We start from the raw sequence: 23,411 nt of genomic DNA on the forward strand, positions 1-23,411 counted from the left end.
CGACCTCGTCACCGATGGGAGCTGATTCGGGCTCACCATCCCAGAAGTGCCGGGGATTTGCGACAGAATTATTGTTGCAGGATCGTTGTCGAAGCCTGGACTCAATGACCGTCCAGCGGCGTTGGAACCGGCGCGTAGTTGCCGAGGACCGGCCGCCGTGTGCCCGCCATATATCTCTCGCGGACCTCTTGCGCGAGATGACGCGCTTTTGCGAGATCGCCGCCGGACAATTGCTTCTCGAGGTCCGCCAGCCGCTTGCGGCCTTCCGACGTGTCCTTGACGTCGTTGGACAGGCGATAGAAGGCATGGGCGCGCACCAGATCGATAGCGGTGCCGTGGCCGTTTTCCAACATGGTCGCGTAGGCAAAGGTGCAGCGGCTGTCCAGCGTCTGCCGGCTGCATGTCTCCAGCAGCCCCGTGCCACGCACCGGATTGGAATAGCCCGTGGACGGCTTGATGGATGTGTAGAACATGCCGAGCGCGAACATCGCGTCGGGTTCATTTTGCTCCGCGGCGCGCGACAGCCAAGTGATCGCCGGCCCGGCGTCGGTGGTGAGTTGACGGTTGAAGTCGATCAGCCGCGCAAGGCCGAATTCCGACTGCGCGCCGGCGTGACCGCGTTCGGCGGCGCGCAGCAACCAGGCCTCGCCTTCGACCGCGCTCTTGGTGACGCCCAATCCCCTGACCAGCATGATTGCATATTGGAACATCGAATCGGTGTCGCCGCGCTCGGCGGCGCGGCGCATCAGGCCGGCGCCGGCGACCGGATCGACCCGCCCCGCCCAGCCGGTGAAGTAGCCTGCTGCGAGGACGTGGGCTGCCCGCGCATCGCCGGCGTCGATCGCCTGCTGCAGGTATTGCCGGCCGAGCTCGGCATTCTGGTCCTGGCCGCCGTGTCCGAGGATCATGGCAAGGCCGAGGATCGCCATCGCTTTCGGCTCGCCCTGCCTGGCCGCCTGCCTGAGCAATTCGAGTCCCGCCGAATAGCTGCGCGGATCCGGCGACATCAGTGCCGCCGTGCCCTTCACGAGTTGCACGGACGGGTCGTTCGCATCTGTGCCGGCAAGCAGCCGCTCGACCTCGCCAGACTGTCGGGCCTGAATGGCGATCGTGGCAAAGGTCAGCTTGGAATGAAGCGGCTCCGGTCTTGCCGCGAAGTAGCTGCCGTCGAACATGACATCGGACAGCATCGGCGGACGTGCCGTCCAGTCCTTGCTTGTGACGGCGCTGGCGATCTTGCTGCCAACCGCAGAGCCGACCCACTTCAGGACGCCGAAATTTGATCCGTGCAGAAAGGCGATGACCACCGCGCCGATCGCGGCGAATTCGAGAAAGCCGCGAAAGCTGCCGTTGCCATGCCAAAGCTGCAACAGGCGCTGCCAAGCGCTCTTCTTGACGGCCGGGAAAATCGACTGGGGCACTGGACCAATTCCAATCAGTTGTTCAAGACTTCGGCCGACTGCGGCTGCAGCGGCTCGGCCGTGGCGTTGCTTCGCGTGACCTCGACGGTGACGCCGGAGCCGCGATCGATCAGGCGGACTTCAACGGCACCGGCCGCCCGGGCATCGATCAGCTTGTCGGTGACTTGGCGCTCGAGCGCCCGCGTCAGATCGCGAACGCCGCCCTGGAGGCGGTTCGACAGCGTCTCAATCGAATCCAGCAGGATCTTCGGATCGATGCCGCCGCCCGCGATCCTGAGGCCGAATTGCTGCGCGATCGCTTCGATCTCGAGCGCAACGACGCGTGCGATGTCGAGCCCCTTCAGCGGACGGAATGCGAACACCTCGTCGATTCGCGACAACACCTCCGGCGCGAATTGGGCGTCGAGCAGCGAGGCCTTGGCGAGGCGCCCACGGTCCTCGGCGGTCTGGTTCTGCTCGGCGATCTCGCCGATCCGGCGCGACGCCGCATTGGTCGTCAGGATGAAGATCGCGTCGCTGGTCGCGACGCGCGCGCCGTCGCTGACCTCGGTGATGAAGCCGTCGTTCCAGGCCGTGAGGAAACGCTTATGAACCTCCGGATGGGCTTTCTCGAATTCGTCGAGCAGTACGATCGAGTCCGGAACGTCACGCAGTGCTGCGGTCAGCGCGCCGTAGGTCTGCGAGCCGACATAGCCGCGCGCCTGGCCGAAAAGGCTGGCTGCCGCGTGCGGCTGACCGAACTGACTCATGTCGAAGAAGTGGAGATGGCCCTTGCCGCCATAAAGTTCGTCGGCCAGCACCTTGGCGAAGTGGGTCTTGCCGGTGCCGGGCGCGCCCGCGAGGCAGAACACCGCGATCGGCTTGTCGGCGCGGCGTGCCGCGAAGCGGCGGCGCAACTGCATGGCGATGCTATGCACTGCATCGTTCTGCCCGATCACCCGGGCAATGATCCTGTCGGCGAGCTGATCCGCGTCGATCGTGACCAGCTTGCCGCTGCGCTGCGCGTAGGCCTGTTCCAGCGAAGCCTTGTTGGTGAGACGATCCAGTACGTCCATGATGAACCTCGGCAGACAGGAGCCCTGATAGAGAAAGATGAAGACCGCGACGACGGCGGCGCCAACGACCAGCGTCCGGGCCAGCGCCGGCGACGCGTGATCGATGGTGATGAGGCCCAGCACGATGAACAGCCGGCCGAGCCATGGATTGAGCCCTGTCATGGCATCACCTCGAGTGTTTCTCCGGGGCTCAGGATGCGAAGCGTCATCGGCCCGTTTCGTGTTGCGAGCGCCACCGTGATGCCTCCGCCCAGGCCGTCCCTCACGCCGGTCACTTCGATCGGTGATCCCGGCGAGATCGGCACTGCAACCGGTGTCCAGGCCTTTGAGAGCGTAATATTTTGGGTGAGGCCCGAGGCGCGGACCGCGACGACGTCGCCGTCCGGGTCCATGCTGTCGACGAACACGAGCCAGGCCATCTGCCGCTGGTTCGTCTGGACCGCGCGCGCTATCTCCGATCGAGCCGTCTCGGGCACGTCGACCGCGGCAATCGCTGACTTGATTCCGATGCTGTCCTCGGGCGCAACCACCGTCACGACACCCGCGCTCAATTCCTCGGCCGTCGCAGGCGGCGCTTTCAGGCCGGTCCTTGCCGCAGGGAAGGCATATAAGGCGCACGACAGCGCGAGGATCGCTGCCAGCACGCCGCCACCCACCCCGAGATAGGAGCGCGCAGGCATGAGGCTGGGACCGGCAAGTTCCGGTGCAGCGGAGTGATGAGAGTCCATGGACCCGCCCAACAGAGTGTCGGCGCGGAGCGTGCGAGCAAATTCACAACCACTGGGTTAAAGTCGCGCTGCCGATCGCGTAGAGATTGACGATGGTAAGGACTTCGTTTGCGAGGCCGGGAAAATTTGAGTCATTCCCGCCGGCGCAACGCGAGGTCGTGGCTTCGCGCCGCCGTTGGTCATGCCCGTGCGTCAGGTTCCCCGCTGCTTTCCAGCTTCTCGCGCAGCGCGGCGACGACGCGGCCCATGGTTTCGATGTCCTTGACCGCGAGCCCCTCCGACAATCCGTTCACCCAGGGCGACTGCAGTCGCATGGCGGCGTCAAACGCCTGCCGTCCCTTGTCGGTCAGCACGACGAGCTGTGCGCGGCGGTGATGCGGGTTGGTCTCGAAACTGACGAGGCCGTCGCGTTCCAGATCGTTGACGATCCGCTGCACGTTCTGGCGGTTGGCGCCGAGGTCGCGCGCCAGCCAGGCGACCGGCTGCGGGCGTTCGGCGGCGACGATGGCGCCGAGGATCTGCCAGCGCGCGCTGGTCAGCCCGAGCCCGGCCACCAGACGGTCGCCGGCGGTGAACAGCAGGCTGTTGAGCCGGAACAGGTCGAGAATCAGGTCGCTCAGGGCATCGCCGGCCGGGGTGCGCTTGGTCTGCGGCATTTGTCACCATAAGAGTGTATTGACATCATAATGTCAATATTGCTATGTATCCATCGTAACGAAATGACATCATAGCACCAAATTGGATGGAGTTCACCATGCCCCAGATGCGCCCCCTGGATCCTGCATTCCCGATCGAGCGTCAGCTTGCGGTCGATGCCGAAGCCGTCGTGCTCGTCAACCTGTTCACGCTCGATACCGCCGACGAGGAGAGCTTCCTCAAGGCCTGGCAGGACGACGCCGCGATCATGAAGCGGCAGCCGGGCTTCATCTCGACCCAATTGCATCGCGCGCTCGGCGACAGCCCGGCCTATCTCAACTACGCGGTCTGGGAATCCACCGCCGCCTTCCGCACCGCCTTCGCCAATCCGGAGTTCCGCGCCAAGCTCTCGGCCTATCCGGCCTCGGCCGTGGCCTCGCCGCATCTGTTCCAGAAGGTCGCGGTGCCGGACATCTGCGTGGCGTAGTACGGCGCTCGCAGGCCGCGACCAGCGCACAGGGCGAGCGCGAAGCGCCGTCACCGCTGGTCCGGCCGCGTGATCGGCCGGCAAGCCTTCTTGATCGCTCCGTTCATGGGTTGTATGACTGTCTAATACTCTTTTTGATTGATCATTGAGTATTGGAGTTGGTCATGGCGGACGGGGGCGATGCGCAGCGCTTGAGCGCACTCGAGAAGGCGGTCAATGACTCGGCGAGCAAGGCCGGCGTCCTCTGGACCAGCTTCCTCACGCTGGGCACCTACCTGTTGATTGCCACCGGCTCGGTGACGCATCGCGAGTTGTTCCTGAACTCGTCGATCAAGCTGCCGGTCCTCGGCGTCGAATTGCCCGTCACCGGGTACTTTCTGGTTGCGCCGATTCTCTATCTGATCTTCCACTTCTACCTGCTGCTTCAACTCGAGGGACTGAGCGAGAAGGTAGCCGATTACAATCAGGTACTGAACGAAACCGTGAAGCCGGCGGTCGATCGCCGCCGGGCACGGTGGCGGCTCGACGATTTTCCGTTCCTGCAGTTCCTCGCCGGTGTGCGCGAGCGTCGGACTGGGCTCGCGGGCAATCTGCAGATGTTCATTTCGTGGATCACCGTCGTGCTGTTCCCGATCGTGGTCTTGCTGCAGCTACAGATTGTCTTCCTGCCTTACCACTCGGAGCCGATCATCTGGCTGCAGCGGATCTGCCTGATGATTGATCTCGGCATGATCTGGTTCTTTTGGCATGCGATCGGCCGCAACCTCGAAACCAGCCGGCGCCGGCGCGCGGCGGTGGCGGTCCTGGAGGCGGCGGGCGCGCTTCTGGTGGTGATCTTCAGTCTGTCGCTGGCCACCTTTCCCGGAGAGGGCATGTACCGCAACGGGCTGGCGAAGACGGTCGATGGGCTGGTTTCATTGGCGTTCCGCGATCAGGCGATCTCGGCGTCAAAATACTTCTTCGAGGGCAAGGTCGACGGTGTGACCGGGCAGCCGGGCAGCCTGTTTGCCAACCGGATCATCCTGCCGGACGAGCGCTTCCCCGACCCGACGAAGAAGATTGACGTCCCGGTCTCGCTGCGCGGCCGCGATCTGCGCGGCGCCGTGCTCTCGCGCGCCGATTTGAGTCAGGCCGACTTCACGGGAGCGACGCTGCTGGAAGCATCGTTCCTCGGTGCCCGGCTACAAAAGACCAAATTCGGCTGCGCGGCCGATCTGCAACTCGCGCTGAGTGAGCAACTGCGACAGCGTGCCAAGGCGGATTCCTGCGACGAGGAACACGCTACCGATCTGCGCGGTGCCGACTTCTCCGAGGCCGTGCTGCACGGCGCGTCCTTCAACCACGCCAACCTACGCGGGGCGCGGTTCGCCCGCGCGATGATGCAGGGCGCCATCGTCGATGACGCCGATCTAACTGGTGCGGCCTTCACCTACGCGCGGCTCGAAGGCGCCTCGCTCGCCAATGCCAACCTGACGGCAACATCGATGTTCGGCGCTCAGATGCAGGGCGCCAATCTCGACGGTGCAGACCTGTCGTTCGGCAGCCTGCTGGAGACGCAATTGCAGGGCGCAACCTTTCGCGGCGCTACGCTGGCGAATGCGACGTTCCGCACGGCCAGGCTCTATCGCGCCTTCGTCAACTTCGATGATCATGCCGGAGCGATCCTGATCGGCGTGAATGCGCGCCCAGTGTATCCCAAAACCCTGATGCCCGGATCGGTGGAACGCAACAACCCGGATCTGCCGCAAACCCTCGATGCCGCCGGATTCAAGACGCTGGTTGTGCGTGCCCAGGAGCGCATCCAGAGCGAGGAGATTCGTCAGGTGGTCGTGGCACGATTGCAGGTGCTCGACCCCGCCCGAAAGGCGGACGCGAAACAACTGGTATCGGATCAACTCATCAATTCCGATCGGGCGGCCAACGAGACGATCCGCCTGGCGCGCGCGGAAGCGATCAACAAGCTGATGTGCGAAGCGGACGGCGCCCCCTATATCGCGAGGGGATTCATCTACAATGGCCGTATCCTCGGAATTCAGGACCCGCGGCAGAGCGAAGCCGATGATCCGTCTCTGCGTGCGATTGCAACACTGCGTGGCGATGCATGTCCGGGGGCCGTCGGCCTCGTTGCCAGCGACTTTCGTGAACTGACCAAGATCGAGCGTCAGGTTCTGCGACAGAAGCGGCGCGACAGGGAAGACAGCGCTGCCGCCCCCGATGATGATCCGGACGACGGCGACAAGAAAGACACCAAATAAAAGGAAGGCCGCCCGGAGGCGGCCTTCGATCTCGGTAGCGATGCGCGGTCGCGGCTCAGAAGCCGCCCATGCCGCCCATTCCACCCATGCCGCCGCCGCCCGGTATCGCAGGCGCTGCGTCCTTCGGCACTTCGGCGACCATCGCTTCGGTGGTCACCAGCAGGCCGGCCACCGAGGAGGCGTCCTGCAGCGCGGTGCGCACCACCTTGGCGGGGTCGATGATGCCCTTGTCGACCATGTCGACATAGTCCTCGGTCTGGGCGTCGAAGCCAAAGGTCTCCGACTTGTTCTCGAGGATCTTGCCGACCACGATCGAGCCCTCGACGCCGGCGTTCTCCGAGATCTGGCGGACCGGAGCTTCCAGCGCCTTGAGCACGATGTTGATGCCGGCCTGGACGTCGGCATTGTCGTTGGAGAGACGGCCGACCGCCTTCTTGGCGCGCAGCAGCGCCACGCCGCCGCCGGGCACGATGCCTTCCTGCACCGCGGCGCGGGTCGCGTTCAGCGCGTCCTCGACCCGGTCCTTCTTCTCCTTGACCTCGACCTCGGTCGCACCGCCGACCTTGATCACGGCAACGCCGCCCGCGAGCTTGGCGAGACGCTCCTGCAACTTCTCACGGTCGTAGTCCGAGGTGGTCTCCTCGATCTGCGCCTTGATCTGGCCGACCCGGGCGTCGATGTCCTTCTTCTTGCCGGCGCCCTTGACGATGGTGGTGTTCTCCTTGTCGATCACGATCTTGCCGGCGCGGCCGAGCATGTTCACCGTGACGCTTTCGAGCTTCATGCCGAGCTCGTCGGAGATCAGCTGGCCGCCGGTCAGGATCGCGATGTCCTCCAGCATCGCCTTGCGGCGATCGCCGAAGCCCGGCGCCTTAACGGCGGCGACCTTGAGCCCGCCGCGCAGGCGGTTGACCACCAGCGTCGCCAGCGCCTCGCCCTCGACGTCCTCGGCGAGGATCAGCAGCGGACGGCCGGACTGCACCACGGCTTCCAGCACCGGCAGCATCGCCTGCAGGCCGGACAGCTTCTTCTCGTGCAGCAGGATGTAGGCATCCTCGAGCTCGGCGGTCATCTTCTCGGCGTTGGTGATGAAGTACGGCGACAGATAGCCGCGGTCGAACTTCATGCCTTCGACGATGTCGACCTCGGTATCGAGCGACTTGTTCTCCTCGACCGTGATCACGCCCTCATTGCCGACCTTCTGCATCGCTTGCGCGATCATCTTGCCGATCGCGGCGTCGCCGTTGGCCGAGATGGTGCCGACCTGGGCGACCTCTGAGGAGGCGGCGACCGGCTTGGCGCGTTTCTCGAGATCCTTGATCACGGCTGACACCGCGATGTCGATGCCGCGCTTGAGGTCCATCGGGTTCATGCCGGCGGCGACCGCCTTGCCGCCCTCGCGGACGATGGCCTGCGCCAGCACGGTCGCGGTGGTGGTGCCGTCACCGGCGGTGTCGTTGGTCTTGGAAGCGACCTCGCGCAGCATCTGCGCGCCCATGTTCTCGAACTTGTCCTCGAGCTCGATCTCCTTGGCGACGGTGACGCCGTCCTTGGTGATGCGCGGGGCACCAAAGCTCTTCTCGATGACGACGTTGCGGCCCTTGGGGCCGAGCGTCACCTTGACGGCATTGGCGAGCACGTCGACGCCGCGCAGCATGCGCTCGCGGGCCTCTCCGGCGAATTTCACGTCCTTGGCAGCCATCTCTTCAACTCCTGAATGTCGGTAATGTGCTTGCTGCGTCTTAGGTTCGTCATCGCCGGGCTAAAGCACGAAGTGCGTCTTCGTACCAAGTGACCCGGCAATCCATCGCTCCTGCAAGACTCTTCCGAAGCTTGATGGATGCCCGGGTCGTCGGCTTGAAGACGCGCTTCGCGCTTACGCCCGGGCATGACGGTATGGATTGTGGGAGAGGGCGCGCTTACGCCAGCACGCCCATGATGTCGGACTCCTTCATGATCAGGAGTTCCTGGTTGTCGAGCTTGACCTCGGTGCCCGACCATTTGCCGAACAGCACGCGGTCGCCGACCTTGAGATCGATCGGGATCAGCTTGCCGGCCTCGTCGCGGCCACCCGGGCCGACAGCGACGATTTCACCCTGGGAGGGCTTTTCCTTGGCGGTATCCGGAATGATGATGCCGCCCTTGGACTTCTCCTCGGCATCGATACGCTTGACCACGACGCGGTCATGCAGCGGGCGGAAGGTGGATTTAGCCATGGCGTTTCCTCTGTTGAGGTCCTCTTGGAGGCTCGGTTTCAGGTCCGGTTCATCGCGACCGGCGCTGAATGCCGGTCCGGTCGGCGCCGGTGCGGGACGCCGACGCCCTTAGCAATCGTGGTGCGAGAGTGCTAATAGCGCGCCGGGAATATGGCCTGGCGCGGTTCCTGTCAAGCAACGGGGTTAAGGCCTTCTTGAGGCCAATATAGGATGGTGGACCAGAAACCAAATCGTAGCGATGCTGTCACTTTGCCGGACGTCATTGCTCCGCTTTACGTTTTACGCTTGGCTGCAGGACGGGTGCGGCCGGGATCAAGTTCGGGGGATGAAGATGATCAGGTCATTCAACGCGCGATTGGTCGCACGGTTCGCGGCCATTCCGGCGCTGACGCTATTCCTGGGGGCGTGCAGCAGCATGAGCCTGCCGTCGTTCTCGTCGAACGAGCCACCGCCGCCGACGGAGCCGGGCGTGGCCCCGGAGATGCCCGCGACGATCCGCGCCGACGAGATCGTCGGCCGCTGGGGCCTCGCCTCGTTCCAGAACCCGGCCGATCGCCCGCGCACCGAAAAGGCCGCGCGCGACCAGTGCAAGCAGCCCTACGTGATCGGCGCCGGCCAGTCCGGCGGCGTCATCATGCACCTGGCCGATCAGGCCACCCCGCAGGAATTGCGGCTGAAGGGCTCGCCGAGCGGCAAGAACTATATCGGCCCGCCCGGCCCGACGCCCGGCGAACAGGACCGCGAGATCGTCTCGTTCGACGGCCGCGTCCTGATCACCCGCTTCGTCGACAAGGACGCCGGCGTCCGCTACGGCAACATGGTCTACGTCCGCTGCGCGCCGAGGGCGTAAGCGGCGGGGAGTAGCTCCTCCAATTCACTAGTGCGGCATCGGTAGTGCACCTCTCCCCTTGTGGGAGAGGTCGGATTGCATCGTAGATGCAATCCGGGTGAGGGGTATCTCTCCGCGAGTCCCAGTCTCTCTCGTTCAGCGCTCGCGGAGAGATACCCCTCATCCGGCGCTTCGCGCCACCTTCTCCCACAAGGGGAGAAGGGAAGGGGCCGTCATTGCGAGGAGCGGAGCGACGAAGCAATCCATGGTGCCGCGTTTGCGGAACGATGGATTGCTTCGCTGCGCTCGCAATGACGGTGGATAGAGTCACAAACAAAAACGCCGGCCCGGGGGCCGGCGTTTTGCGTCTCTCTGCAAGACCTCAATTGAACATCGCGTCGATGTCGTCCTGCGAGGCATGGCCGGCGTCGCCGTCGAGCTTCGGGCCGTTGAGCAGGCGGGCGTCGCCCTCGCGGGTGTCGACGATCGGCGGGGTGTGCGCCTTGATGGCGTCGACGCCGCCCCAGATCTCCATCATCTCGTTGATGTGCTGCTCGATGAATTTCATCGTCTGCATCACCTTGTTGATGCGCTGGCCGGTGAGGTCCTGGAAGTTGCAGGCTTCGAAGATCGAGACCACGCGCTCCTGGATGTCCTCGCTGAGCCGCTTCTGCTGATCCGGCGTGACGTTGTTCGACAGCGCGGACGCGGCCTGGTCGATCGCTTCCGCCGCCTCGAGGATCTGCTGGGTGGCCTGTTCGGTGCCGCCGACCACGGCGCCGAGTTCGCCATTGACCTTGGCCATCTCCTCGCCATTGAAACTCTTGCCATGCAGCACGGCGATCTCGCGCTTGGTGCGGCCGATCGCGTCGTGGATCAGATCGAGCTCGACCTTGAGCTTCTCGCACTGCTCGACCTGGGCGCGGTAGGTGTCGAGCATCGCATGCATCTCGGCGACCTCGCGCGCCACGATGGCGCCGGCGCTCTCGGTGACGGCGACGGCGCCCTGGGCCGGCGCGGCGGCCATCTGGGCGCGGATCGAGCGCAGCTCGGCCATGATCTCGCGGTGCATCGGCCCGAGGTCGACGCCGCCCGTGGCTTCCGGCTCCGGCATTGCCACATCGCCCATGATCGCCTGCTCGACACGAAAACGCTTGCGCTTGACTGACATGATTACATTCCCACCCCTTTAATCCGCCCGTTCTAGACAGAGGCGATTTAACGTGAGGTTCACGCGGGAACAGATTGCGCGCACAGCGTGACGCGCGGCGAACACCGCCAGTTAACCATGTTGTCTCGACATTTATTCAAAATAAACGCTGTCCGGCAAAACCGCGTGCGCTTGGCGGGATGGTGAATCGAAACGCGGCTTCTGTTTACCAAACCGATGCGGTTTTCACTGCCTATTGACCACGTGCAGCGGCGCAGGGTCTCAGCGCCGTCGCGAAACAGGTCACGACGAAACAGTACAGAGTACGTCGATGTTCAGGAAAACCACGCTTGCGCTGCTTGCCGGCGCGTCTCCGCTTATTGCCGCTCCGCATCACGCCATGGCGATCGATGCGGCGCCGCTCTCCGAGCCCACCGTGCTCTACGCGCCGCAGCCGCAGATGCGCACGGCCTATGTGCAGCCGCAACGCTCCAGCAACATGGGCGGCGGCCTCATCGAATTCCTGTTCGGCGACGCGCCGTCGTCACAGGGCTACGCGCCGCAGCAGCCGGTGTATCAGCAGCAGCCCGGCTATTACGGCCGGCAGTCGCTGCCGCCGATGGATCCGCAGCAGCAGATGCTACGCCAGCAGGAAGAGGCGGCGGTCGATCCGCGGGAGCGTCAATTTGATCCGAGATATGAAAAGCAGACCGTCGAGTATCACGGCAAGGAAGGCGCCGGCACCATCGTGGTCGATACGCCGAACAAGTTCCTCTATCTGGTGCAGGGTGACGGCCGCGCGCTGCGCTACGGCATCGGCGTCGGCCGGCCCGGCTTTACATGGGCGGGCACCAAGACGATCTCGGCCAAGAAGGAATGGCCGGCCTGGACCCCGCCGCCGGAAATGCTGGCGCGCCGTCCCGATCTGCCGCGGCACATGGAGGGCGGTCCGGAAAATCCGCTCGGCGCCCGCGCGATGTATCTGGGATCCTCGCTCTACCGCATCCACGGCTCCAACGAGCCCTGGACCATCGGCACCAACGTCTCCTCCGGCTGCATCCGGATGCGCAACGAGGACGTCATCGACCTCTACGGCCGCGTCAATGTCGGCGCCAAGGTCGTGGTGATGTGAAATTTGTAGCCCGGATGGAGCGCAGCGAAATCCGGGAGCAGTCTCACCGCGGCTTTCCCGGATTGCGCTTCGCTTCATCCGGGCTACGGGTCAAACAAAAACGGCCGCTCTCATCGAGCGGCCGTTGTCGTTTCACGCGATCTGCGCCTTACGCGTAATCGCTGTCGTTGCCGCCGCCATCGAACCCGCCGTCGTCGTCATTGTCGAAGTCGTCGGAATCGTGGTCGTTGTTGTTGTAATCGTCGTTGCGGTTGTCATCGTTGTTGCGGTCGTTCGACGCCTGGTCGAACAGGCCGGCGCGCGAACCTGAATCATTGCCGCGGCCGGACGAGCCGATGTCGCCGATGCCGGCGTCACGCGCGAGATCGCTCGACGACTGGTCGCCGCCCCACGGGCGCGAACCGCCACCGAGGCCGCCGGCGTCGGAGAACGCCTGGTGGTTGCCGCCGCCCATCAGGCCGCGGATGCTGCTCATCAGCATCGAGCCGCCGACCACACCTGCGGCAGCTGCCGCCGCGGTGCCGAGGAACGAGCCGCCACCGCCGCCGAACGCCGGCTGCTGCGGAGCGCCATATTGCTGGCCGTAGGGCGGAGGAGCCTGGCCGTAGGACTGCGGCGGCTGGCCATAGCCACCGGCCTGCTGCATCGCCTGGCCCGAGTTCCAGACCGGGCGGCCACCACCCGGATCGCGGCCCATGTCGGGGGCACGCACCGGCGGCACCGAGCCGTGCGGCTGTCCCTGTGACTGGCCGAAGATCGCGTCGCGCATCGAATCGAGGAAACCGCCGGACTGCTGCTGCCCGCCCTGCTGCTGGGCGACTGCGGCCTCCAGCTCCTGGATGCGGTCGTGCGCGCGCTTCAGCGCCTCGTCCTGCACCAGCGCCGTCTGCACCAGCGCGTAAACCGCATTCGGCGCACTGCGCAGGCCTTGCATGATCGCGGACATGGCCTCGTTGTCGCGCGGGGCATTCTCCAGCTTGGCGAGCCGGTCGAAGAGATCGTCGATCAGTTGGCGTTCTTGCGGATTCATGGCGTTCTCCTTCGCGTCGAAACGAATCGGCGCGTTCGGGATGTAGGGCCGGCTTTGTGGCGCAAGGAGTGGGCGGCCGGATTAAATTTTATCTATGCGACAAAACGACCGGACGATTTATTTGAACCAATTCAACCCAGTGTAACATTGTTCAGGGCGAGCAAAGCGGGGAAATCGTCGCTCGCCAGATAGGCATGTTCCTTCTCCCGCTGGGTGGTCAGCGGATCGAGACTCCGAAGCGTCTCGTCGACGAAGCCGGGGTGGCACATCACCAGACCCCCCTCCGGCAGGCCATTGAGGAACTGGGCCATCAGCGGTCCGAAATCGGGCTCGGTGGTGAAGTCGTAGGCGCCGGCGAAGGTCGGGTTGTAGCGCAGGCCGAGCCGCGCCGCCTTGCTGCGGAATTGCGTGCTGAGCACGTCGAGCACCAGCGTCTTCAATCCGGTAATGCGCTGCGTGAGCGGCAGGTTGAGCCCGCCCTGGCGCACCCACGCCTCCGGCGCGCGCTGCTTCACTGCGCGCAAAAAACCGTCGCGCACCTGCGGGAACAGCTGCGCGTGCTGGTGGCCGTCGACATAATCCGGCACGCGGCCGAACAGCTCGCGGAAGGCGTCGAGCTGGGCCAGCACCTCGGCATGCACAAGCTCGGCGTCGAGCCGCCGCAGCATCCCCGCGCGCAGCAGCTTTTGGAACGGCAGAAACATGTCGCCGTCGAGCGGGCGGAAATGCAGCGTCAGCGGCCGGAACGGCGCGGTCAGCGTCACATGCAGGCCGATGGCGCAGCGCGGGTTCTTCGCCACCGACGCCTGCAGCGCCGCGGCGGCGTCGCGGCCGATCGCCGGCGTCACCATCATGACGGAGGTTGCGTTGAGACGGCCGCGCTCGATCAAATCAAGAATGGCGCGGTTGACGCCGTCACTCAGTCCGTAGTCGTCGGCACACAGCCAGATCCGGCGCGGCGCGGTGTCATTCATTCGGCGGCGGTCCGCTCGCTGGCGCTTTGCGCCGCGCCGCCGTCGGCGTGTTTCTCGGTGTGCTCGGCGACGAAGTAGATCGGCCGCGCCTTCAGCTCGGACAGGATCTTGCCGATATATTCGCCGACGATGCCGATCATGATCAGCTGCACGCCGCCGATCGTCATCAGGCCGACCACCAGCGACGGATAGCCGGGGACCTGCTTGCCGGTGGTCCAGACTTCCCAGAGAATCGAAAGGCCGAACAGGAAGGCGACGCCGGCGAGCAGCACGCCGAGCAGGCTGGCGAAGCGCAGCGGCGCCACCGAGAACGAGGTCAGGCCCTCGATCGACAGGCCGATCAGCCGTCCGGCATTAAAGGTGGTGACGCCATGCGCGCGCGGCGCCGGCTCGTAGTCGACGCGGATCTGCTTGAAGCCGATCCAGCTCGCCAGCCCCTTGAAGAAGCGGTTGCGCTCCGGCAGCTGCCGCAGGGCGGCGGCGGCGCGCGGCGACAGCAGGCGGAAGTCGCCGGCATCCTCCGGGATCTTCTGCCGCGCGCCCCAGTTGATCAGCGCATAGAAGCCGCGCACCGCAAGCCGCCGCGCCGCCGATTCATTGTCGCGATTGGCCTTCGCGGTATAGACCACGTCGTAGCCGTCATCGATCCAGTGCGCCACCAGCCGTTCCACCAGCGTCGGCGGATGCTGGCCGTCGCCGTCCATGAACAGCACGGCGCCGCGGCGGGCATGGTCGAGGCCGGCCATCAGCGCCGCCTCCTTGCCGAAATTGCGCGACAGCGACACCACCTGGACGTCGAGTGTGTCGGCGGGCAGGCCGCGCGCGACCACGAGCGTGTTGTCGGCGCTGCCGTCGTCGACATAGACCACCTCGCAGGCGAGGCCGTAGCGGGCCTGCAGCGTCTTGGCGAGCCCGATCAGCCGCTCGTGCAGCGCCGACAGCCCGGCGCCCTCGTTGTAGACGGGCACGACGATGGACAGGCCCTGCGCGGCGGCGGTCCTCGTGGTTGTGGTCAGGCTGGAAACGTCAGAGCCCAGCGTCATCGATCGGGTTCCAGAAGCACATCAAGACAATATGGTACCGCCGGCCGGCTGTCGCCAAGATGAACGAACCTGCGGCCTCATTGTCGCAGGAACGCCTCGAGCCTGGCGAACAGCGGGTTCTCGCGGTCGAACACGTAGTCGAGCGACACCACCGACACCGTATCGGCGCCGTGGTCGCGCAGGAAGCTGCCGAGCGCGTACAGCTTGCCCGGTGGGCAGTGCAGCGTAAGCATGCCGGACGAGGTCGGCCCGCCGAACGGGGCGACCACGCCAAAGCGCTGATGCGCCTCCGCCAGCAGCGCGTCGTTGCAGCCGGCAAAGCGGGTGCGGACCTCGCGGTACTTGCTGGCGCGGGCCCGCGCGGCGATGTGGTCGAGGATGACGCGCGCGGTCTCGCGGTGGCTGGTCGACCAGTCGGCGTCGCGCGACGCGACGAGATTGGCCTGGCTGCGCAGCATCACGCCGTCGTCGAGCACCTTCAGCCCGTTGGCGGCGAGCGTCGCGCCGGTCGTGGTGATGTCGACGATCAGCTCGGCGGTGCCGGCGGCCGGCGCGCCCTCGGTGGCGCCGGCGCTCTCGACGATGCGGTAGTCGCCGACGCCGTGGCGCGCGAAGAAGCTGCGGGTCAAATTGATGTATTTGGTCGCGACCCGCATGCGGTGATTGTGCTGCTCGCGGAAGCCGCTGGCGACGTCGTCGAGGTCGGCCATGGTGCGGACGTCGATCCAGGCCTGCGGCACCGCGACCACGACATTGGCATGGCCGAAGCCGAGGCCGTCGATCATCAGCACGCGCTTGTCGGCATCCGGAATGCTCTCGCGCACCAGGTCCTCGCCGGTGACGCCGAGATGCACCGCGCCGCGCGCCAGATTGGCTGCGATCTCGCTCGCCGAGAGGTAGGCGATCTCGACATTGTCGACGCCGGCGATGATGCCGCGATAGTCGCGCACGCCGCCGGCCTTCGACAGCGTCAGCCCGGCCCGGGCGAAGAAGCTTTCCGCGTTTTCCTGCAGGCGTCCCTTCGACGGGACGGCGACGACGAACGGGGTGCTCATGCGGCGCCTCCGCGCGAGGTCGCCTTGCCGTGCCGGGTCAGCGCCTCGATCCAGACCGAGAAGCCGACGGCGGGAATCGGGCTCGCCGCGCCGAGCTGCGTCATCAGCCCGTCATAGCGGCCGCCGGCGACCAACGGCTCGGCGCCGTTGCCCTTGGCGTGCAGCTCGAATTCGAAGCCGGTGTAGTAGTCGAGGCCGCGGCCGAACGCGGTGGCGAAGCGGGTGGTGCCGGTGTCGATGCCGCGCGCGGCCATGAAGCCGACCCGGCTCTCGAACTGGTCGATCGCCGCCGAGAGATCGAGCTTGGCGTCATCGGCCAGTGCGCGCAGCTGCGCCACTGCATCGTCCGGATCGCCTGATATCGACAGGAAGCGCTTGATGATGTTGACCGCATCGCGCGGCAAGGCGCCTGCCTTCAGCGTCGACTGTTCGAGGAAGCGGTCGGCGATCTCGGCCACGGTGCGGCCGCCGACATTGGTGGTGCCGGCGATCGACATCAGGTCGGTGACCAGCGCCAGCGCTGCCTTGCGGTCGGAGCCGGCCAGTGCGGCAAGCACGCCCTCATATTCGTTGCGGCCGGGCGCGGTCGCAAGCGTCAGCCGCTCGATATCGTCGGTCAGCGAGACCTTGCGGTTGAAATCTTTGATCAGGCGGCGCCGCCACACCGGATAGAGCCCGAGCGCGTCGATCAGGGCGTTGAACAGCGCGACGTCGCCGGTGCGGATCTCGACATCGCTGACGCTGAACGCGGTGGTCGCTTCCAGCGCCAGCGCCAGCATCTCGGCATCGGCCGCGGCGCGGTCCTGCCGTCCGAAGGATTCGATGCCGGCCTGCAAAAACTGGCTCGGCTGGCCGCCGCGATAGCGGAACACCGGGCCGAGATAGCTGAAGCCCGCCGGCTGGCCGGCGCGCGGCGAGGCGAGATAGTCGCGCGCCACCGGGATCGTCAGGTCCGGGCGCAGGCAGAGTTCCTCGCCGGTCGGATCCGTCGTCAGATACAGGCTCTTGCGGATGTCCTCGCCGGACAGGTCGAGGAACGGCTCGGCCGGCTGTAGAATCGCCGGCTCGGACCTGAGGTAGCCGGCCTGCGCGAACGAGGCCAGCAACGCATCCGCCCACCCGGAGGCGGATCCGGCGGCGGATCGAGTGGCAGCAGCGTCGGTCATCTCAAAAGTCCAGCAAGGTCCAAAAGGCGCGGAATTCGGGTTCCGCCACCGGTTCCAGGGTCGATTGGCGCAGGCTCTACCACGGCCGAAGCGGGCTTTCGACAGCGATCGGCCAGATGGCTTAATGATTGCGTGCGTTAACGATTTTACGACAGCTTGGCTAGGGGTGGGGTCGCCCCTTGTTTCCCGTCATCCCCGCGCAACGGCTTCGCCTTTGTCGCTGGAGGTGCGAGCCCTTGCGAGCCTCGAAGGATGCACGGCCCGGCTGGTGGCCGATTCATCCTTCGAGGCTCGCCGAAGAGGCTCGCACCTCAGGATGACGGGGATGGGCTACGCGCCCCGCCAATCCCCGAGCGCGGCCTGCACCAGTGCCAACGCTGCCACCGCGGCGGTATCCGCCCGCAAAATGCGCGGGCCGAGCGCAAGGCGGAGAATGCTCGGCTGGCGCAGCAGCTGCGCGCGTTCCTCCTCGGCAAAGCCGCCCTCGGGGCCGATCAGGACATCGATGCCGCCACTCGCCGCTGCCGTCTGCAGCGCCTGCACCGGGCTCGCGACCTCGGCGGCCTCGTCGCAGAACACCAAAAGTCGAGACGGCGCGCGGCCGGTGAGGAACTTGTCGAGCGAAACGGGATCGGCGACCTCGGCGAGCGAGATGATGCCGCACTGCTCGGCCGCCTCGATCACGTTGGCGCGCATCCGCTCGCCATTGACGCGCGACACCTGGGTGAAGCGCGTCAGCACCGGCACCAGCTTTGCCGCGCCCATCTCGACCGCTTTCTGCACCATGTAGTCGAGCCGGGCATGCTTCAGCGGCGCGAAGGCGTAGGTGATGTCGGGGAGGCGATCCTGCGCGCGGGTTTGCGTGGTGATCGCAAGCGTGCCGGCCCGCTTGCGCCCGGAAATCTCCGCTCGCCATTCGCCGTCGCGGCCATTGAACACCAGCACGGTGTCGCCGGCCGCGAGCCGCAGCACATTGCCGAGATAATTGCTCTGGTTGCGGTCGAGCTCGACCGTCGCGCCGGCGCTCAAGGGTGCGTCGACGAACAGCCGCGGGCTGCGAAAATCCAGTTCAGGCATGTTTGATCGTCCATTTTACCGCCGTTCGTAGCCTAAAGGCTTAGAATCGGGGAACAATTTAATGTGGCCGGTGTGGCCCAACGCCGCGCTGTCGCCCAAATCCACGGGTTGTTAAGGCGGCGCAGGAATCGTAAATACACCCCTCAATTCGTCGCTTTGTTGCGCTGGGGTTGCCTGGACCTTTGCCGGAGAACCACCCTCGATGATCCGCCGCCTGATCGTGCTGACCGTTGCTGCGACCGCCTTGTCCGTGGGACAGGCCGCGGCGCAAGGCGCTTTTCCGGCGCCGCTGCCCGGTCAGACCGGCACCGTCAACGACCCGGCGTTTCCGCCGGTGAACGGCGCGCCCGCAAAGCGGGCCGCGTCCGACTCGCCGTTTCCGCCGGTCAACGGGGCGCCTGCACTGCGACCGAGCACTCCGCCCGACTCGGCGTTCCCGCCGGTCAATGGCGCGCCCGCGGCCAAGGTGGGTGCCTCGCCGGCAGCATTTCCGAGCGGTGGTGCCGCCCCGATCGCCGGCGGCGGCGGCGGGTTTGCCGCGCCGCCTCCGCCCGGAGGCGGGGCAGGTGGCCCGTCCGACGCCTGCATGAAGAACTTCGTTCCGCTGCGCGAGGAGGCCGAGAAGCGCGGCAAGGCGATCAAGACCGCGAGCGACAAGCATGCCAGCGCCGCCGAGGCCTGCAAGCTGATCGGCAATTACGGCAAGGCCGAGCTCAACATGATCAAGTATGTCGAGGCCAACGCGGCGAAGTGCGGAATCCCGCCGCAGATCGCCGATCAGTTGAAAGCCGGCCACAAGAACACCGAAGGCCTGCTGAAGCGGGTCTGCGGCGCCGCCGAGCAGCAGGCCCAGGCGCAGTCGCGCGGCCCCGCCGGCCCGTCGCTAAGCGACGTGCTGGGTTCGTCCGCCTCGTTGCCGGAGGCGACGCCGACCAAGAAGGGCGGCAGCACCTTCGATACGCTGAACGGTAACGTTCTCACCCGATGACCCGTGACCCATGAGTGACGTAACCGCCCGCGTTGCCGACTCCACAGGCAACTGGGTGGATACGCACGCGCCGGTCTGGGCCCGGCCGTACCTGCGGCTGGCGCGGGCCGACCGCTCGATCGGCTCCTGGCTGCTGCTGATGCCGTGCTGGTGGTCGGCGGCGCTCGCCGCCGGCGTCGCCCGCGACGTCAGGCCGCTGCCGCTGCTGGTGCTGTTGTTCTTCATCGGCGCCTTCGTGATGCGTGGCGCCGGCTGCACCTGGAACGACATCACCGATCGCGATCTCGACGACAAGGTCGAGCGCACCCGGTCGCGGCCGATCCCGGCCGGGCAGGTGACGGTGAAGCAGGCGCTGGTGTTCATGGTGCTGCAGGCGCTGATCGGGCTTGCCGTGCTCTTGCAGTTCAACCGCTTTGCGATTCTCACCGGCATCGCCTCGCTCGCGATCGTCGCGATCTATCCGTTCATGAAGCGCATCACCTGGTGGCCGCAGGTCGTGCTCGGCCTCGCCTTCTCCTACGGCGGGCTGATGGGATTCGCGGTGACCTTCGGGCGGATCGACCTCACCGCGGTCGTGCTCTACGCCGGATCGATCGCCTGGGTGATCGGCTACGACACCATCTACGCCCATCAGGACGCCGAGGACGACGCGCTGATCGGCGTCAAGTCCACCGCGCGCCTGTTCGGCGAACGCACCCATCGCGCGCTGGTCGTGCTCTACGGCCTCGCCGTGCTCTTGATCGGCGTGGCGCTCGCGCTCGCCGGCGCCGGCTGGCCCGCCTGGACGGGGCTCGCCGCCTTCGCGCTACATCTCGCCTGGCAGATCAGGAGGCTCGACATCAAGGATGGCGCGCTCTGCCTCCGCATCTTCTGGTCCAACCGCGAAGCCGGCCTGCTGCTGTTCGCCGGCCTCGTCGTCGACGCCGTGCTGCGCGCGATGTGATCACTCTCGTCATTCCGAGGCTCGCGAGGCTGCGCTCGACTAAACCATCCCCGTCATCCTGAGGTGCGAGCCTCTTCGGCGAGCCTCGAAGGATGAATCGGCCCGGCTGGTGGCCGTCGATCCTTCGAGGCTCGCAAGAGCTCGCACCTCCAGCGACAAAGGCGAAGCCTTTGCGCGGGGATGACGGGACCAACAGCGGCGACTCAATCCCGCGCGATGATCTCGCGCTCGCCGCGATGGATGCTGGCTTCGTTGAGGCGAAAGCCGGCGCGGCGGCGGACCAGGAATTTGGGGCGGCGGGCGCGGATCGCGTTGCGGCGGCGACGGCGCGGGCCCGCTTCGGCCGGCGCCGGCTCGGTCAGTTGCGGCAGCTGAAAGATCTCGCTCCACATCTGCCAGGCTGCGGCGATCTCGTCGGCATCCGAACTCGTGCCGAGCGGAATCGAGAGCGAGGGATCGCGATGCACCAGCACCAGCATCTGCGCGTCGTCGATGCCGCGCACCGCAACGCCGAGGAAATCGCTGACGCGGACATTGACCGCCATCCGCATGCCGAGAACGGCGCGGCGCAGCACGACATGTTCGCGATGCAGTTCGACCTGCCGCATCCCGCCATCCGCGCGCGCGTCCTGGGCGTGGAAGGAGAGCGGAAGAGAAAGAGGGTCGAGCCGCAGTGCACGGCTCGACCCGGCGGAATTGATTCCGCTTGTTGGTGTTTGACGCCTCACGCCTTTGTCTCCCCGCCGGGATTATGTTCCCGGTCGATGCGTGTGACCTTAGCCGACGCCTGGCCGTTTCGGCTTAAAAAGCCTGGTTAACCCGATCTGACTCGCCGCCATGATTGACAAGAGGTTGGCCCGCATGATTGACGAAGCCTTGCACGGACCGCTCAAATCTTTGTTGTCCGGCGCCGCAAAGCGCTTGAAATCCCTGTGAATCCGGCACATCTGGAGGGTTCGTGACCTGGTCCCGCCCCGCCGTCCAATCCGCAGGAAATCGTTCGTGAACCCTTCACCATCTGCCGATCTGTTCGACCAATCCGCCCTCAGCGATCTCGCGCAGCGCCTGGTCGACGCCGCCCGCCGCGCCGGCGCCGATGCGGCCGATGCGGTCGCGGTGCGCGGCGTCTCGCAGGGCGTCGAGGTGCGCGACGGCCGCGTCGAGGAAACCGAACGTTCGGAAGGCGACGACGTCGGGTTGCGCGTGTTCGTCGGCCAGCGCCAGGCGGTGGTGTCGACCAATGATGTCAGCGGCGACGGCATCGCAAAGCTCGCCGAGCGCGCGGTGGCGATGGCGCGCGTTGCGCCCGACGACAAATATGTCGGGCTCGCCGATCCGGCGCTGCATGCGAAAGATTTCCCCGACCTCGATCTGCTCGACCGCAATGTTCCCTCGACCGCCGAGCTCGAGCGGCGCGCGATGGAGGCGGAGGCCGCGGCGCGCGCGGTCGCGGGCGTCAGCAAGTCGGGCGGCGCGTCGGCCTCGACCGGGATCGGCGGCATGGTGCTGGTCACCTCGACCGGCTTCCACGGCTCCTATCTGCGCTCCAGCCATTCGATCTCGACCACCGCGATCTCGGGCGAGGGCACCGCGATGGAGCGCGACTATGATTTCAGCAGCGCGCTGCATGCTTCCGATCTCGAGTCGCCCGCTTCCGTCGGCCGCAAGGCCGCCGAGCGCGCGGTGGCGCGGGCCAATCCGCGCAAGGTCGAGACCTGCAAGGTGCCCGTGGTGTACGATCCGCGGGTCGCCGGCTCGATCATCGGCCACCTGGTCGGCGCCATCAACGGCGCCTCGATCGCGCGCAAGACCTCGTTCCTGAAGGACAAGCTCGGCGAGCAGCTGTTCTCCAAGGATATAAGGATCATCGACGATCCGCTGCGGGTGCGCGGCCTGCGCTCGCAGACCTTCGATGCCGAGGGCGTCAAGGTGAGGCAGCAGGCGCTGATCGACGCCGGCGTGCTGACCTCCTGGATACTGGACTCCGCGACCGCGCGCGAGCTCGGCCTCGTCACCACCGGCAACGCGCATCGCGGCGTGTCGTCGTCGCCGTCGCCGGGATCGTACAATCTGCATCTCGAGCCGGGTGCGTTGACGCCGAAGCAGCTGCTATCAGACATCAAGCAGGGTTTTTATGTCACCGACCTGATCGGCTCCGGCGTCAACGGCGTGACCGGCGATTACAGCCGCGGCGCGTCCGGCTTCTGGATCGAGAACGGCGAGATCACCTATCCGGTCAGCGAGGTCACCATCGCCGGCCATTTGCTGCCGATGTTCAAATCGCTGGTCGCGGCGAACGATCTGGAATTCCGCTACGGCGTCAACGCGCCGACGCTGCGCATCGAGGGCCTGACGCTTGGCGGACGCTGATACGGACGACTGGACCAGGGCCCGCGACGCGGCATTGCTGACCAGGACGGTGCAGGAGGCGGGCCGGCTCGCCTTCTCGCTGTTCCGCACCGATCTGAAGAACTGGATCAAGGGTGCGTCCTCGCCGGTCTCCGAGGCCGACATCGCGGTCAACGACCTCCTGGAGCAGCGGCTGCGTTCGGCGACGCCGGATTACGGCTGGCTGTCGGAGGAAAGCGCCGACGATGAGGCGCGGCTCGGCAAGCGGCTGACCTGGATCGTCGACCCGATCGACGGCACCCGCGCCTATCTCGCCGGCCGCGAGGATTGGTGCGTCAGTGTGGCGCTGGTTGAACGCGCATCACCGATACTCGCGGCGGTCTATGCACCGGCGACCGGCGAATACTTTTTTGCCGCGCGCGGCCAGGGCGCCACCCTCAACGACACCGCCGTGCATGCAACCACAGGTTCTGATCTCAGTTTTCCGCGCATGGCGGGACCCAAGCCGCTGGTGCAGCGGCTCAGTCCGAGCCGAGAGGAAATCGAGCTGCATCCGCGGATCGGATCGCTCGCCTTGCGGCTGTGCCGGGTAGCCCAAGGTCGTCTTGACGCGGCGTTTGCGGGCGGGCAAAGCCGCGACTGGGATCTTGCCGCGGCGAATTTGATCGTGCAGGAAGCGGATGGTAGGATGACTGCGCTCTCGGGGCACACGATTGAATACAATCGCCGCGAGGTGACGCATGGGATGCTGGTGGCAGCGGGACGCGATCGTCATGCACGCATTGTCGAGCATTTTCGCAAGCATCCCTTGCCGTGAGGCCAAGCCGGCTCCCATGCAACGAGCCGATTTATGAAGATGATCACTCAACTTGCTTGC

The 23,411-nt window shown here is 65.9% G+C and carries 22 protein-coding genes; 8 read left to right on the forward strand and 14 right to left on the reverse strand.

Features of this window, described 5'->3' with window-relative positions; all coding sequences use genetic code 11:
• Window positions 1–101: 101 nt before the first annotated feature.
• The 4 genes from XH93_RS07155 to XH93_RS07170 form a co-directional block, all read right to left on the reverse strand.
• The gene (locus tag XH93_RS07155; protein WP_194472964.1) at window positions 102–1,421 is read right to left on the reverse strand and encodes a tetratricopeptide repeat protein; all 1,320 of its coding nucleotides are present in this window, start codon (window positions 1,419–1,421) and stop codon (window positions 102–104) included.
• Window positions 1,422–1,435: 14 nt separating this feature from the next.
• On the reverse strand, window positions 1,436–2,638 hold the full coding sequence (locus XH93_RS07160; RefSeq protein ID WP_194472965.1) for an AAA family ATPase: 1,203 nt from the start codon (window positions 2,636–2,638) through the stop codon (window positions 1,436–1,438).
• Window positions 2,635–3,204, reverse strand: a complete 570-nt coding sequence (locus tag XH93_RS07165) for a hypothetical protein (protein WP_194472966.1) — start codon at window positions 3,202–3,204, stop codon at window positions 2,635–2,637. The genes XH93_RS07160 and XH93_RS07165 overlap by 4 nt, the downstream gene beginning before the upstream one ends.
• 179 nt (window positions 3,205–3,383) lie before the next feature.
• Window positions 3,384–3,860 carry a MarR family winged helix-turn-helix transcriptional regulator gene (locus tag XH93_RS07170; RefSeq protein ID WP_194472967.1) on the reverse strand — a complete coding sequence of 159 codons (477 nt, stop codon included), beginning with the start codon at window positions 3,858–3,860 and terminating at the stop codon, window positions 3,384–3,386.
• A gap of 98 nt (window positions 3,861–3,958) precedes the next feature.
• Between XH93_RS07170 and XH93_RS07175 the strand changes: the two genes are divergently transcribed.
• Complete coding sequence (locus XH93_RS07175) at window positions 3,959–4,327, forward strand: antibiotic biosynthesis monooxygenase (protein ID WP_194472968.1); 369 nt, start codon at window positions 3,959–3,961, stop codon at window positions 4,325–4,327.
• A gap of 164 nt (window positions 4,328–4,491) precedes the next feature.
• A complete protein-coding gene (locus tag XH93_RS07180; protein ID WP_194472969.1) occupies window positions 4,492–6,582 on the forward strand; it encodes a pentapeptide repeat-containing protein in 2,091 nt (696 codons plus the stop codon).
• 55 nt (window positions 6,583–6,637) lie between these two features.
• Here XH93_RS07180 and groL read toward each other — a convergent pair whose 3' ends face one another.
• A complete protein-coding gene (groL, locus tag XH93_RS07185; protein ID WP_194472970.1) occupies window positions 6,638–8,284 on the reverse strand; it encodes a chaperonin GroEL in 1,647 nt (548 codons plus the stop codon).
• A gap of 217 nt (window positions 8,285–8,501) precedes the next feature.
• On the reverse strand, window positions 8,502–8,798 hold the full coding sequence (locus XH93_RS07190; protein ID WP_194472971.1) for a co-chaperone GroES: 297 nt from the start codon (window positions 8,796–8,798) through the stop codon (window positions 8,502–8,504).
• A 331-nt stretch (window positions 8,799–9,129) separates the two neighbouring features.
• On the opposite strand from XH93_RS07190, the gene XH93_RS07195 reads away from it, so the two are divergent.
• On the forward strand, window positions 9,130–9,648 hold the full coding sequence (locus XH93_RS07195) for a hypothetical protein (RefSeq protein ID WP_194472972.1): 519 nt from the start codon (window positions 9,130–9,132) through the stop codon (window positions 9,646–9,648).
• Between the two features lie 361 nt (window positions 9,649–10,009).
• On the opposite strand, the gene XH93_RS07200 is transcribed toward XH93_RS07195, so the two are convergent.
• Complete coding sequence (locus tag XH93_RS07200; protein WP_194472973.1) at window positions 10,010–10,798, reverse strand: protein phosphatase CheZ; 789 nt, start codon at window positions 10,796–10,798, stop codon at window positions 10,010–10,012.
• 310 nt (window positions 10,799–11,108) lie between these two features.
• Between XH93_RS07200 and XH93_RS07205 the strand changes: the two genes are divergently transcribed.
• Window positions 11,109–11,909: a L,D-transpeptidase gene (locus tag XH93_RS07205; RefSeq protein ID WP_194472974.1), complete on the forward strand. Its 801-nt coding sequence runs from the start codon at window positions 11,109–11,111 to the stop codon at window positions 11,907–11,909.
• Window positions 11,910–12,057: 148 nt separating this feature from the next.
• On the opposite strand, the gene XH93_RS07210 is transcribed toward XH93_RS07205, so the two are convergent.
• From XH93_RS07210 to XH93_RS07235, 6 genes are all read right to left on the reverse strand, one after another.
• Window positions 12,058–12,939 carry a DUF2076 domain-containing protein gene (locus tag XH93_RS07210; RefSeq protein WP_194472975.1) on the reverse strand — a complete coding sequence of 294 codons (882 nt, stop codon included), beginning with the start codon at window positions 12,937–12,939 and terminating at the stop codon, window positions 12,058–12,060.
• Between the two features lie 131 nt (window positions 12,940–13,070).
• On the reverse strand, window positions 13,071–13,913 hold the full coding sequence (locus tag XH93_RS07215; protein ID WP_194472976.1) for a ChbG/HpnK family deacetylase: 843 nt from the start codon (window positions 13,911–13,913) through the stop codon (window positions 13,071–13,073).
• Window positions 13,910–14,956, reverse strand: a complete 1,047-nt coding sequence (locus XH93_RS07220; RefSeq protein ID WP_194472977.1) for a glycosyltransferase family 2 protein — start codon at window positions 14,954–14,956, stop codon at window positions 13,910–13,912. Before XH93_RS07220 ends, XH93_RS07215 begins: the two co-directional genes overlap by 4 nt.
• 77 nt (window positions 14,957–15,033) lie before the next feature.
• Complete coding sequence (gene hisG, locus XH93_RS07225) at window positions 15,034–16,011, reverse strand: ATP phosphoribosyltransferase (protein ID WP_139863445.1); 978 nt, start codon at window positions 16,009–16,011, stop codon at window positions 15,034–15,036.
• Window positions 16,008–17,177, reverse strand: coding sequence for an ATP phosphoribosyltransferase regulatory subunit (locus tag XH93_RS07230; RefSeq protein ID WP_194472978.1), 1,170 nt, complete (start codon window positions 17,175–17,177; stop codon window positions 16,008–16,010). Before XH93_RS07230 ends, hisG begins: the two co-directional genes overlap by 4 nt.
• Window positions 17,178–17,507: 330 nt before the next feature.
• Window positions 17,508–18,254, reverse strand: coding sequence for a 16S rRNA (uracil(1498)-N(3))-methyltransferase (locus tag XH93_RS07235; RefSeq protein WP_194472979.1), 747 nt, complete (start codon window positions 18,252–18,254; stop codon window positions 17,508–17,510).
• Window positions 18,255–18,456: 202 nt separating this feature from the next.
• Here XH93_RS07235 and XH93_RS07240 point away from each other — a divergent pair, with 202 nt between their 5' ends.
• Together XH93_RS07240 and ubiA are read left to right on the forward strand one after the other, a co-directional pair.
• Window positions 18,457–19,242: a hypothetical protein gene (locus XH93_RS07240; RefSeq protein WP_194472980.1), complete on the forward strand. Its 786-nt coding sequence runs from the start codon at window positions 18,457–18,459 to the stop codon at window positions 19,240–19,242.
• A gap of 10 nt (window positions 19,243–19,252) precedes the next feature.
• Window positions 19,253–20,185, forward strand: a complete 933-nt coding sequence (gene ubiA, locus XH93_RS07245; protein WP_194472981.1) for a 4-hydroxybenzoate octaprenyltransferase — start codon at window positions 19,253–19,255, stop codon at window positions 20,183–20,185.
• A 203-nt stretch (window positions 20,186–20,388) separates the two neighbouring features.
• Here the strand turns inward: ubiA and XH93_RS07250 are convergent, their stop codons facing one another.
• Window positions 20,389–20,913 carry a DUF6101 family protein gene (locus tag XH93_RS07250; RefSeq protein ID WP_139863441.1) on the reverse strand — a complete coding sequence of 175 codons (525 nt, stop codon included), beginning with the start codon at window positions 20,911–20,913 and terminating at the stop codon, window positions 20,389–20,391.
• Window positions 20,914–21,187: 274 nt separating this feature from the next.
• On the opposite strand from XH93_RS07250, the gene XH93_RS07255 reads away from it, so the two are divergent.
• Together XH93_RS07255 and XH93_RS07260 are read left to right on the forward strand one after the other, a co-directional pair.
• The gene (locus XH93_RS07255; RefSeq protein ID WP_194472982.1) at window positions 21,188–22,555 is read left to right on the forward strand and encodes a TldD/PmbA family protein; all 1,368 of its coding nucleotides are present in this window, start codon (window positions 21,188–21,190) and stop codon (window positions 22,553–22,555) included.
• Window positions 22,542–23,351, forward strand: coding sequence for a 3'(2'),5'-bisphosphate nucleotidase CysQ (locus XH93_RS07260; protein ID WP_194472983.1), 810 nt, complete (start codon window positions 22,542–22,544; stop codon window positions 23,349–23,351). The genes XH93_RS07255 and XH93_RS07260 overlap by 14 nt, the downstream gene beginning before the upstream one ends.
• The last annotated feature ends 60 nt before the right edge of the window (window positions 23,352–23,411 follow it).

This window comes from Bradyrhizobium sp. CCBAU 51753 (genome assembly GCF_015291565.1).
Taxonomy (GTDB): domain Bacteria; phylum Pseudomonadota; class Alphaproteobacteria; order Rhizobiales; family Xanthobacteraceae; genus Bradyrhizobium; species Bradyrhizobium ivorense.

Coding starts and splice junctions, on each gene's coding strand:
- XH93_RS07160 (WP_194472965.1), bottom strand. CDS start 2,638: ATGACAGGGCTCAATCCATGGCTCGGCCGGCTGTTCATCGTGCTGGGC.
- XH93_RS07165 (WP_194472966.1), bottom strand. CDS start 3,204: ATGGACTCTCATCACTCCGCTGCACCGGAACTTGCCGGTCCCAGCCTC.
- XH93_RS07170 (WP_194472967.1), bottom strand. CDS start 3,860: ATGCCGCAGACCAAGCGCACCCCGGCCGGCGATGCCCTGAGCGACCTG.
- XH93_RS07175 (WP_194472968.1), top strand. CDS start 3,959: ATGCCCCAGATGCGCCCCCTGGATCCTGCATTCCCGATCGAGCGTCAG.
- XH93_RS07180 (WP_194472969.1), top strand. CDS start 4,492: ATGGCGGACGGGGGCGATGCGCAGCGCTTGAGCGCACTCGAGAAGGCG.
- groL (WP_194472970.1), bottom strand. CDS start 8,284: ATGGCTGCCAAGGACGTGAAATTCGCCGGAGAGGCCCGCGAGCGCATG.
- XH93_RS07190 (WP_194472971.1), bottom strand. CDS start 8,798: ATGGCTAAATCCACCTTCCGCCCGCTGCATGACCGCGTCGTGGTCAAG.
- XH93_RS07195 (WP_194472972.1), top strand. CDS start 9,130: ATGATCAGGTCATTCAACGCGCGATTGGTCGCACGGTTCGCGGCCATT.
- XH93_RS07200 (WP_194472973.1), bottom strand. CDS start 10,798: ATGTCAGTCAAGCGCAAGCGTTTTCGTGTCGAGCAGGCGATCATGGGC.
- XH93_RS07205 (WP_194472974.1), top strand. CDS start 11,109: ATGTTCAGGAAAACCACGCTTGCGCTGCTTGCCGGCGCGTCTCCGCTT.
- XH93_RS07210 (WP_194472975.1), bottom strand. CDS start 12,939: ATGAATCCGCAAGAACGCCAACTGATCGACGATCTCTTCGACCGGCTC.
- XH93_RS07215 (WP_194472976.1), bottom strand. CDS start 13,913: ATGAATGACACCGCGCCGCGCCGGATCTGGCTGTGTGCCGACGACTAC.
- XH93_RS07220 (WP_194472977.1), bottom strand. CDS start 14,956: ATGACGCTGGGCTCTGACGTTTCCAGCCTGACCACAACCACGAGGACC.
- hisG (WP_139863445.1), bottom strand. CDS start 16,011: ATGAGCACCCCGTTCGTCGTCGCCGTCCCGTCGAAGGGACGCCTGCAG.
- XH93_RS07230 (WP_194472978.1), bottom strand. CDS start 17,177: ATGACCGACGCTGCTGCCACTCGATCCGCCGCCGGATCCGCCTCCGGG.
- XH93_RS07235 (WP_194472979.1), bottom strand. CDS start 18,254: ATGCCTGAACTGGATTTTCGCAGCCCGCGGCTGTTCGTCGACGCACCC.
- XH93_RS07240 (WP_194472980.1), top strand. CDS start 18,457: ATGATCCGCCGCCTGATCGTGCTGACCGTTGCTGCGACCGCCTTGTCC.
- ubiA (WP_194472981.1), top strand. CDS start 19,253: ATGAGTGACGTAACCGCCCGCGTTGCCGACTCCACAGGCAACTGGGTG.